Annotated in this window: 8 protein-coding genes; 7 read left to right on the plus strand and 1 reads right to left on the minus strand. The window is 70.7% G+C overall.

The window, feature by feature from the left end; all coding sequences use genetic code 11:
• Window positions 1-10 precede the first annotated feature (10 nt).
• Window positions 11-4,030, minus strand: coding sequence for an ATP-dependent RNA helicase HrpA (gene hrpA, locus WYM_RS11945; RefSeq protein ID WP_019181076.1), 4,020 nt, complete (start codon window positions 4,028-4,030; stop codon window positions 11-13).
• Window positions 4,031-4,132: 102 nt separating this feature from the next.
• Here hrpA and WYM_RS21120 point away from each other — a divergent pair, with 102 nt between their 5' ends.
• From WYM_RS21120 to WYM_RS11980, 7 genes are all read left to right on the plus strand, one after another.
• Window positions 4,133-4,957, plus strand: coding sequence for a CPBP family intramembrane glutamic endopeptidase (locus tag WYM_RS21120; protein ID WP_019181077.1), 825 nt, complete (start codon window positions 4,133-4,135; stop codon window positions 4,955-4,957).
• Entirely contained in the window at window positions 4,954-5,601 is a 648-nt protein-coding gene (locus WYM_RS11955) for a hypothetical protein (RefSeq protein WP_019181078.1), read from the plus strand. The genes WYM_RS21120 and WYM_RS11955 overlap by 4 nt, the downstream gene beginning before the upstream one ends.
• Window positions 5,598-5,894, plus strand: coding sequence for a transcriptional regulator (locus WYM_RS11960; RefSeq protein WP_019181079.1), 297 nt, complete (start codon window positions 5,598-5,600; stop codon window positions 5,892-5,894). Before WYM_RS11955 ends, WYM_RS11960 begins: the two co-directional genes overlap by 4 nt.
• On the plus strand, window positions 5,891-6,805 hold the full coding sequence (locus tag WYM_RS11965; RefSeq protein ID WP_019181080.1) for an ABC transporter ATP-binding protein: 915 nt from the start codon (window positions 5,891-5,893) through the stop codon (window positions 6,803-6,805). The genes WYM_RS11960 and WYM_RS11965 overlap by 4 nt, the downstream gene beginning before the upstream one ends.
• Window positions 6,802-7,578, plus strand: a complete 777-nt coding sequence (locus tag WYM_RS11970) for an ABC transporter permease (protein WP_019181081.1) — start codon at window positions 6,802-6,804, stop codon at window positions 7,576-7,578. The genes WYM_RS11965 and WYM_RS11970 overlap by 4 nt, the downstream gene beginning before the upstream one ends.
• A gap of 38 nt (window positions 7,579-7,616) precedes the next feature.
• Entirely contained in the window at window positions 7,617-8,453 is an 837-nt protein-coding gene (locus WYM_RS11975) for an aldo/keto reductase (protein WP_019181082.1), read from the plus strand.
• A gap of 4 nt (window positions 8,454-8,457) precedes the next feature.
• Window positions 8,458-10,242, plus strand: a 1,785-nt coding sequence (locus tag WYM_RS11980; RefSeq protein ID WP_019181083.1) for a thioredoxin domain-containing protein, incomplete at its 3' end; no start/stop codon positions are given.

The following is a 10,242-nucleotide window of genomic DNA, read 5'->3' on the forward strand; positions in this document are numbered from 1 at the left end:
CGTGACGACGTCAGCGGCCGCCGAGAGCCTTCTGGATCCGCGGCAGCGACACAGCCTCAGCCGTACCGAGGGACTGCGCGAACAGGCTGACACGGTACTCCTCGAGCAGCCAACGAGCGTGGACGAGGGTGGCCGCGGCATCCGCGCCGGGAGGGATCGTGCCGCCGGCTTCCGCGTAGACCGCGGCGGCGCGCTCGAACTCGGTCATGCGCTGGCGATCGCGCCCGGGGTTGTCGGCCAAGGTTCTCACCCGGTCGAGCGCGCCGCGCAGGTAGCGCGGCAGGTGAACGAGGCGGGCCGTGCCGGTGCGTGACACGAAGCCAGGGAACACGAGTCCTGCCAGCTGGCCCTTGACGTCGTTCAACGCGCCCAGCAGCGTGAGCGAGTTCTGGTCGCGCAGCGCACGTTCCACCTCACGGCTCGCGGTGAGGATCCTAGCGGTCAGCGAGACCGTCTGGAACAGCTCGTCGACGACGGCGCCCGAGAACGCATCGCGAACCGCGTCGAACCCGCCGCGCGTGCGCACGACGCCGTCCGGCGCAGTACGTGCGATGACGGCATCCGCCACCGCCACGCGGCCGTCTTCGATGAGCGCTTTCGCAGACGGATACGGGGATGCGGCAAGGGCGAGCTTCTCGGCGGACGTCAGGTGCTCCAAGACATACGTCGCCGGCGAGGCGACCGACAGCAGCACCAGCCGGCGCAGTCCCGCGCGGGTGGCTCGCGCCGCGTCGTCAGGCGTTGCCTCGATGCGCAGCGAGACCGAGCCGCCGTCGTCGACGATGGCGGGGTAGCCGCGGACCACCCCGCCCGCGACCTTCGTGTCGACCACGTCGGGGAGATCGCCGAACGACCAGTCCGTGAGCGCCGTCTGCTCCGCGAAGGCGCTCGGGGCGTTCGCGGAGAGCGCTGGCGGAGCCGGACGCTGCGGCCCGCCGCCGCGCCGCGCGGCCGGGTCTCCGGCACGGAGCGAACGGGAGACGGACGCGCGGACGCGGTCGGCGAGGCGATCCTGGAGTGCGGACAGGTTGCGATCCGAGCCGACGGTGCGGCCCCGCTCGTCGACGGCGCGGAACGACAGCAGGAGGTGCGACGGCACGCGCTCGAGATCGAAGTCCGCCGCGGTCACGGGCTGACTCGCCACTCGCTGGATGCGCGCGGCCAGCGCCTCGCGCAGCCCCGTCGAGGGAAGTCCGTCGGTGGCCTCCGGGCCCTGTCCCGCGAGCTCTCCGGAGAAGGTGGCCGCCCAATCGGCGGCGGGCACCACATGCCGTCGGATCGCTTTGGGCAGGGAGCGCAGGAGCGCGGTGATCAGCTCGTCGCGCATTCCCGGCACCTGCCAGTCGAAGCCGATCGGGCGCAGCTGCGCCAGGAGTGCGAGCGGCACGACCGCAGTGACGCCGTCGTCGGGTGCTCCGGGCTCGAACCGGTAGGCGAGTGAGAGCACCTGGTCGCCCTGCACCCAGCGGGCCGGGAAGTCGCGTTCGTCGCCGCGGGACGCCTCGTCGACCAGGTCTGCCTCGGTCATGTCGAGCAGCCGGGGGGTGCGGGCCGAGGCATCCCGCCACCACGACTCGAAGGAGCGCACGTCGAAGACGTCGCGGGGGAGCCGTGCGTCGTAGAACCGGAAGACGGCCTCGTCGCCGACGAGGATGTCACGGCGCCGCTCCCGCTCCTCGATCTTCTCGAGCCGGCGGCGCAGCTCCAGGTTGCGCCGCTCGAACGCAGTGAGGCGCTTGTCGAGGTGCGACACGTCCCACTCGCCCTCGACGAGCGCATGACGCAGGAAGAGCTCGCGCGCGAACGGGCGGTCGAAGCGCGAGAGCTGCACCCGTCGCCGCGGGACGATCTCGACGCCGAACAGCGTGACCTTCTCGTAGGCGGATGCCGCACCCGCCGCCTTCGACCAGTGGGGCTCGCTCAGCCGGCGCTTGGCGAGGTCGCCGGCCAGGGGCTCGGCCCACGCGGGATCGATCGCCGCCACCGTTCGGGCGAAGAGTCGGCTGGTCTCGACGACCTCGGCCGCCATCACCGCCTGCGGGCGCTTCTTCTTCAGCCCCGAGCCCGGGAAGATCGCGAAGCGCGTGCCCCGGGCGCCGAGATACTCGGCCGAGCGGCGCTGCTCCGCGCGATCGGAGCGCTCGCCGCCGGACCGGCCGCGAGAGGAGTCCTTGGGTGCGGTCCGCTCGTCGAGCATGCCGATGTGCGACAGCAGACCCGACAGGATCGCCTTGTGCAGCTCGTCGGGGTCGGCAGCTCCCCCGGTGGCCTTCCGGGGTGCCCCCACCAGGGCACTCAGCTGGCGGTGCACGTCGGCCCACTCGCGCACGCGGACGTAATTCAGGTGCTCGCTGCGGCACATCCGCCGGAAGGCGCTCGAGCCGAGCTCGGCCTGCTTCTCCTGAAGGTGATTCCACAGGTTGAGGAGGCTGAGGAAGTCGCTCGTCGGGTCGGTGAAGCGCGCGTGGAATCGATCGGCCTCTTCGCGGCGGTCCTCGGGGCGTTCGCGCACATCCTGGATCGACATGCCCGAGACGATCGCGAGCACATCGGCGAGCACGCCGGTCCGGCGGGCCTCGACCAGCATGCGTGCGAAGCGCGGATCGATCGGGAGTCGCGAGAGCTCCCGGCCGAGCTCCGTGAGCCGCGGGCTGTCGGCGTCGGCCCCGCGCGCGGTCCCACCGCTCCCTGAGCCTGTTCCCCCCGTCCCTGAGCCGGTTCCCCCGGTCCCTGAGCCGGTCGAAGGGCGCACCGCGCCGAGCTCGACGAGAAGGTCGAAGGCGGCTTTGACGCCGCGCGAGTCGGGCGGGGTCAGGAAGGGGAACGACGAGATGTCACCGAAGCCGAGCGACAGCATCTGCAGGATGACCGAGGCCAGGCTCGTGCGCAGGATCTCCGGTTCGGTGAACTCGTCACGGCTCTGGAAGTCCTCCTCCGCGTACAGGCGGATCGCGATACCGGGGCTTGTCCGGCCCGCGCGACCGGAACGCTGCTGGGCCGACGCCTGCGAGACGGGCTCGATCGGCAGGCGCTGGATCTTGCTGCGATTGCTGTAGCGCGAGATGCGCGCGGTGCCGGTGTCGACCACATAGCGGATGCCGGGAACCGTCAGGCTCGTCTCGGCCACGTTCGTGGCGAGGATCACTCGGCGGCGGACGCCCGCCAGCTTCGACGACTCGAAGACCCGGTGCTGCTCCGCGGCGCTGAGCCGCCCATAGAGCGGAAGCACCTCGGTCGGCGCGGTGTCCTTCGCGTACATGCCCCGCACGGCATCCATCGCGTCGCGGATCTCCGCCTCGCCGGGGAGGAAGACGAGCACGTCGCCGGCGGACTCGCGGTCGAGTTCGCGCAGTGCCGCCGTGATGCCGTCGACATCGTCCGACCCGCCGCCGCCGTCGCCGTTGTCGCGCGTCGCGTCGGCGACCGGGGGCCGGTATCGGATCTCGACCGGATACGTGCGTCCCGACACCTCGACGATGGGCGCCGGGTCACCACCCGGCGGCGCGAAGTGCTTCGCGAAGCTCTCGGGGTCGATCGTCGCGCTCGTGATGATGACCTTGAGATCCGGCCGCTTCGGCAGGATCCGCGTCAGGTAGCCGATCAGGAAGTCGACGTTGAGCGAGCGCTCGTGCGCCTCGTCGACGATGATCGTGTCGTACCGGCGCAGCAGGCGGTCGCGATGGATCTCGTTCAGGAGGATGCCGTCGGTCATGAGCGCGACCCGGGTGTCGGGCGAGACCTTGTCGGTGAAGCGCACCTTGTATCCGACGGTGGTGCCCAACGGCACCTGCAGCTCCTCCGCGACTCGCTCCGCGATCGTCCGCGCCGCGATCCGGCGGGGCTGGGTATGCGCGATACGGGTGCGACCCAGTTCGAGGGCGATCTTCGGAAGCTGCGTGGTCTTGCCCGATCCGGTGGCGCCGGCGACGATCACGACCTGGTGGTCGCGGATGGCGCGCGCGATCTCGTCCCGAGCCGCGCTGACCGGCAGCTCGGGCGGGTAGGTGATCACGGGTTCGGGCGCGGACATAGCCTTCGATCGTATCCCGGGTCGGCGGTGCCGCGCGCCTCTCGGGCTCTGCCGTCGCATTACACTCTTGTCTCGCAGAGTACTTTGCGGTACAAAGTTGTCATGACCACCCACACGGCGCCATCGCCGACGACTCGGGCGGCCGCGCTCGACCGGCGCACGGCGCTGCGGTGGGGGCTCGGGCTGCCGGCGCTGCGTGTCGCGATGGTGGCGGCCGCCTGCACGGCGGCATGGCTCCTCATCGGCTGGGCCTCCGGCAGGCCGGCCGCCTATCCCGTCCCGCCGCTGGTCGCCGCCGTGGCCATGCTCCCTGTGAACCTGATCTGCCTCGCCCTTGTTCGCCGGCGCCTGCACAGCGAGGGCCGAACCGTCCGCGGGCTCATCGGCTACCGTCCCGGCCGGCTCGGCCGCGACATCCTGTGGGGGCTGCTGTGGCTCATGGTGCTGTCGGTTCCGTTCGCCGCCACGATCATGATCGTCATGGCGCTGCTCCATGGCGAGGGCACGTTCGCCGCCTTCGAGACCGTCTTCTTCGACGCCGACAGTCTGCCCTCGCTCTCGCCGGTCGTCGCCTTCCTCCTGGCCGCGATCGCGGTGCTGACGTTCGCACCGCTCAACGCACCGGCGGAGGAGTTCGTCTACCGCGGCACGGCGCAGCAGGATCTCTCGCGGCGGATGCCGGTGGCGGTGGCGATCGTCGTCGCCTCCATCTTCTTCGGGCTCCAGCACGTCTGGTACGCCCCGACGCCCGACGCCGTGCTGGTGTACGCGTGCGCCTTCTTCGTGTGGGGAGTCGGTTCGGGCCTCATCGCATGGCGGCAGAAGCGACTGCTCCCGCTGATCGTGGCGCACGGTCTCGTGAATCTCTTCACGACGCTTCCCGCGCTCGCCATCCCCTTCTTCCTCTCGAACGGAGCCTCGACGTGACGACCGAACCCTCTGAGCCGGTGGACGGCGAGCCCGCAGACGCCGCCGCGATGCTCGAGCTCGTGCGAGCCCAGCAGGATCAGGTCAACCGTCGCATGGCGGCCCAGGTGCCGCCGATCCTGCTGGTCTGGGGGATCGCGTGGACGGTCGGATTCGGGCTGCTGTGGCTGATCGACGGCGCGAAGCCCTCCCTCGCCGTTCCCCTGCCCGTCGCGGTCATCACCTTCATCGTCCTGATGGCCGGGGCCCTGGTGGCGACCGGGATCCTGGGCGGGCGCAGCGGACGCGGCATCCGCTCGACCGCCGACGCCGCGTTCACCGGCACCGTCTACGGCGCGACCTGGACCGTGGGGTTCGTTGCGATCTTCGTCTTCGGCACCGCTCTGCTCCGCAACGGCATGCCGCCCGAGCTGACGAACATCTACTACCCGACCGCCTCGACGCTCTTCGTCGGGATCATGTACATCATCGCCGGCGGCATCTGGCGGGCGTGGGGCGCGATCGGCATGGGGGCCTGGATCGTGCTCGTCGCGCTGGTGGCACCGTACTTCGGCTACCCCACGCACTATCTCGTGTTCGCCGTCGCCGGGGGAGGCGTGTTCCTGGCCGGCGCACTCGTGGCATGGCTGTGGGTTCGCCGATGACCGAGCTCGATCCCGTCATCCACGCCGCGGCGCGACTTCGGATCACCGCCACTCTCGCCACACTCGACGCGGGCGAGAGCATCTCGTTCCCGCGGCTGCAGGAGCTGCTCGACATGACCGCGGGCAATCTCTCGACCCACGTGCGCAAACTCGAAGATGCGGGCTACCTCGCCGTCGAGAAGACCCACCGGGGCCGCACCCCGATCACCTTCCTCGCGCTCACCAAGCAGGGCCGGCGCGCGTTCGAGGACTACACCGATGCCCTGCGCTCCGTCCTGGGAGAACGACCATGACCCTTGCCCGATTCGACCATGTCACCCGCCGGTACGGCGACCTCGTCGCCGTCGACGATGTGACGCTCGATCTCGATCCCGGCGTCCTCGTCGGGCTGCTCGGCCCGAACGGCGCGGGCAAGACGACGCTGCTGTCGCTGCTGCAGGGACTTCGGCGGCCGACCTCCGGCACGGTGTCCCTCTTCGGCGGGAGTCCGCTCGATGCGCGCAGACGCGCGGAGCTCGGCACGACCCCGCAAGAGACGGCGCTGCCCGAGACGCTTCGGGTGGGGGAGGTCATCGACTACGTCGGCGGCCATTTCGCCGACCGCGTGCCCACCGCGCAGATCGCGGAGGAGTTCGGCGTCACCGAGCTGCTGCGTCGCCAGTGCGGGTCGCTCTCGGGAGGGCAGAAGCGTCGCCTCGCCGTGGCGCTCGCCTTCGTCGGACGCCCGCGCCTCGTGCTGCTGGACGAACCCACCACCGGTCTCGACGTCGATGCCCGCCGGACGCTGTGGTCGGCGATCCGCCGCCAGCACGATGCCGGCGCCACGGTCGTCGTCACCAGCCACTACCTGGAAGAGATCGAGGCGCTCGCCCAGCGCGTCATCGTCGTCGGCGAGGGCAGGGTGCTCGCCGACGACACCGTCGCGCGGGTCGTGGCTCGGGTCGGAGTCGGCCGCGTCCAGCTCGCGAGCCGGGAGGCGGAGCGGATCGGGCAGCTGGCGAGCGTCGTACGGCACGAACGCGCCGATGACCGAGAGGTCTTCACCGTCGGGGACGCCGACGAGTTCGTCCGCGAGCTGGTCCGGTCGGGTCTCCCGTTCCAGGATCTGGCCGTGCGCGGCGCGACCCTCGAGGAGGCCTTCCTCTCCCTCACCGACAGCCTCCGCATCAGCGCCTCCTCCGAGAAAGCAGGGCAGACGAGATGACCACCACGGCAGCACGTCCGGTCTCGACCGCCAGGTTGACGATCCTCCACGCGAAATACGGGCTGATCGAGACGCTGCGCGTGCCGATCGCCGTGATCGGCACGCTGGTCTTCCCGGCACTCGCTCTGCTGTTCTTCGTCGTGCCGCAGCGAGCGGTCGCCGACAACCCCGTCTGGGCGACGCAGGCGGTCATCTCGCTCTCGGTGTTCGCCGTCATGTCGAATGCACTGTTCTCGTTCGGGCTGACCATCTCGGAGAGCCGCGAGAAGCCGTGGGACCCCTATCTCCGCGCCCTTCCCGCGCCGGGGACGGCGCGCGTGCTCGCCCAGATCCTGTCGACCGGCGTTCTCGGCATCGTCGCGATCATCCCGGTCATCGTGATCGGCGGACTGTTCACCGCGGCCGAGGCGTCGCCGGCACGCATCCTGGCCGGCGTGCTCGCTCTTGGTGTGGCGGCGCTGCCCTTCATGCTGATCGGAAGCGCGATCGGCTATGCCCTGCCCTTCAAAGCCGCGATCGCCGTGGTGCAGATCGTCATGTTCTCGTTCGCCTTCATCGGCGGGCTCTTCCTGCCCCCCGTGCTCTTCGCCCCCTGGCTCGACGCGATCTCGAAGTTCACGCCGTCGCGGCAGGCGCGCGAGTTCGTCATCTGGGCCGTCGAGGGCGGGTCGCTCGAGTGGTGGGTCTGGGTCGGCATCGTGGTCTGGACAGTCGTGTCGTTCGTCCTCGCCCTTGTACTCTTCCGTCGCGATGAGGGCAAGCGGTACCACTGACAGATCCGTTCCGGCTCGGACCTCCCTAGGCTGGAACCATGACCATCCCCACCCTGAATCTCAACGACGGCAACCAGATCCCCCAGCTCGGCTACGGCGTGTTCAAGGTGCCGCCGGCAGACACCGAGCGTGCCGTCTCTGAAGCTTTCGAAGTCGGCTACCGGCACATCGACACGGCCGCCATCTACGGAAATGAAGAGGGCGTGGGCGCCGCGATCGCGGCGAGTGGGCTGGCGCGCGGCGATCTGTTCGTGACGACGAAGCTCTGGAACGACCGCCACCACGACGAGGAGCCGCGCGCGGCGATCCGCGAGAGCCTCGACAAGCTCGGTCTCGACAGCGTCGACCTCTATCTCGTGCACTGGCCGACCCCCGCTAAGGACGACTACGTGCACGCGTGGGAGAAGATGGTCGAGCTTCGCGAAGCCGGGCTGACCCGGAGCATCGGCGTCTCCAACCACCTCGTCCCGCATCTCGAGCGGATCGTGGCGGCGACGGGCGTCGTGCCCGCGGTGAATCAGATCGAGCTGCACCCCGCTTATCAGCAGCGCGAGATCACCGAGTGGGCGGCCTCGAACGACGTCAAGATCGAGTCGTGGGGTCCCCTCGGCCAGGGCAAGTACGACCTGTTCGGCGCCGAGCCGGTCGCCGCCGCGGCGGAAGCGCACGGCAAGACCCCGGCGCAGGCCGTCCTGCGCTGGCACCTGCAGAAGGGGTTCATCGTCTTCCCCAAGTCGGTGCGCCGCGAGCGTCTGGAGGAGAATCTCGACGTCTTCGACTTCGAGCTGACGTCCGACGAGATCGCCGCCATCGACGCGATGGACCCGGGTGACGGCTCGGGTCGCGTCAGCGCCCACCCCGACGAAGTCAACTGAGGCCATGAATCCTCGCCTCGCGGAATCGACGAGCCCGTACCTGAGAGCCCACGCGGGCAATCCGGTCGCGTGGTTTCCGTGGGGCGAGGAGGCCTTCGCCGAGGCGCGCGCGCGTGACGTGCCCGTGATGGTGTCGATCGGGTACTCGACATGCCACTGGTGCCACGTGATGGCACGCGAGTCCTTCGAGGATGCCGCCACCGCCGCCGACCTCGACGCCGGCTTCGTCTCCATCAAGGTGGACCGCGAGGAGCACCCCGAGGTCGACGCCGCCTACATGGCCGCCGCATCGGCGTTCAGCCCCAGCCTCGGCTGGCCGCTGACCGTCTTCGTGACGCCCGCAGGGCGCCCGTTCTACGCCGGCACGTACTTCCCGCCCGAACCGCGCGGCGGAATGCCCGCGTTCCGCCAGGTGCTGGCCGCCGTGCGCGAGGCGTGGACGGAGCGTCGCGACGAGATCGACGGGACGGCGGATGCTGTGGCCGGCGCGCTCGCGGAGGTGCGCGCGTCGGCACCGCCCGCCTCCGACGGCCTTCCCACCGTCGGCGAGATCGCCGACGCCGCCCGGCGCCTCGCTGAGCGTGAAGACCCGCGCTACGGCGGATTCGGCGATCCGGCCACCGCGGCGCCGAAGTTCCCGGTGGCGACCGCACTCCGGTTCCTGCAGACACGGGTGGTCCGCGACGCGGCGGCCGAGGCATCCGTCGTCGCCGACCGTGCGCTCTCCGCGATGGCCGCCTCGCCGCTGCGCGATCCGGTCGAGGGGGGATTCTTCCGGTACGCGACACGCCCGGATTGGACCGTGCCCCACTACGAGCGCATGCTCATCGACAACGCGCAGCTGCTGGATGTGGCCGCCGCCGCCGGCGCGGATGATGTCGCGGCCGGGATCGCGTCGTTCCTCCTCGAGGTTCTCCAGCAGCCCAGCGGCGGGTTCGGCGCCGCCCAGGACTCCGAGTCGTGGATCCACGGTGCGCGCAGCGAAGGCGGCTACTACCTCCGTGACGCCCAGGACCGTGCCGAGCTCGAGCCGCCGGCGGTCGATGCCAAGGTCGTGACGGGGTGGAACGGCCTGGCGATCGGCGCTCTGGCTCGTGCCGGCGCCCGCTACGGCGAGCCTCGCTGGATCGAGGCGGCTCGCTGGGCCGCCGACGCGGTGCTCGAGACGAACACGACGACCGACGGACGGCTCATCCGTGCCTCTCTGAACGAGATCCCGTCGCGGGCCGCTGCGACGCTGGCAGACTACGGGCAGCTGGCCGCGGGTCTGACTGCGCTTGCCGTCGCCAGCGGCGAGGTCGCCTACGCTGTGCGAGCCCGGGAACTGCTCGATGCCTGTCTGTCCGCGGAGGGTGCCGCAGCGGTACCGGGCGGGGGAGATCCCGTTCTCGCCGGGCAGGGCATCGGCGCCCCGGATGCCGCATCCGACGGCGACGAGCCTTCGGGGCACGCCGCTCTCGCCGATGCCGCGACCGCCCTGTGGCTGCTCGGCGCCGGTGAGACCTACCGGAAGGCGGCGCAGCGGATCGTGTCCGCGCACGCAGCGGCCGCGATGCCGCAGCCGCTGGCATTCGGTGCGCTGCTGCGAGTCGCCGCGACGCTCGCGACGCCGCCGCGGCAGGTGGTTGTCGTCAGCGGCGACCCCGACGCGCCGCTGGTGTCGGCGGCCCGCCGCCTCTCGGCGGATGTCGTGGTCACGCTCTCACCGGCGCAGGTGGAGCAGTGGACCGCGGCCGGTTTCGACCTGCTCGCCGAAAAGACGATGCGTGACGACGCGCCGACGGCATAC

Origin of the sequence: Microbacterium yannicii PS01 (assembly GCF_000304335.1) — a bacterium.
In the GTDB taxonomy this organism is placed as follows: domain Bacteria; phylum Actinomycetota; class Actinomycetes; order Actinomycetales; family Microbacteriaceae; genus Microbacterium; species Microbacterium yannicii_A.

Excerpts from the sequence above, each read along its gene's own strand:
- WYM_RS21120 (WP_019181077.1), top strand. The coding sequence starts at position 4,133 with ATGACCACCCACACGGCGCCATCGCCGACGACTCGGGCGGCCGCGCTC.
- WYM_RS11960 (WP_019181079.1), top strand. The coding sequence starts at position 5,598 with ATGACCGAGCTCGATCCCGTCATCCACGCCGCGGCGCGACTTCGGATC.
- WYM_RS11975 (WP_019181082.1), top strand. The coding sequence starts at position 7,617 with ATGACCATCCCCACCCTGAATCTCAACGACGGCAACCAGATCCCCCAG.
- WYM_RS11970 (WP_019181081.1), top strand. The coding sequence starts at position 6,802 with ATGACCACCACGGCAGCACGTCCGGTCTCGACCGCCAGGTTGACGATC.
- hrpA (WP_019181076.1), bottom strand. The coding sequence starts at position 4,030 with ATGTCCGCGCCCGAACCCGTGATCACCTACCCGCCCGAGCTGCCGGTC.
- WYM_RS11965 (WP_019181080.1), top strand. The coding sequence starts at position 5,891 with ATGACCCTTGCCCGATTCGACCATGTCACCCGCCGGTACGGCGACCTC.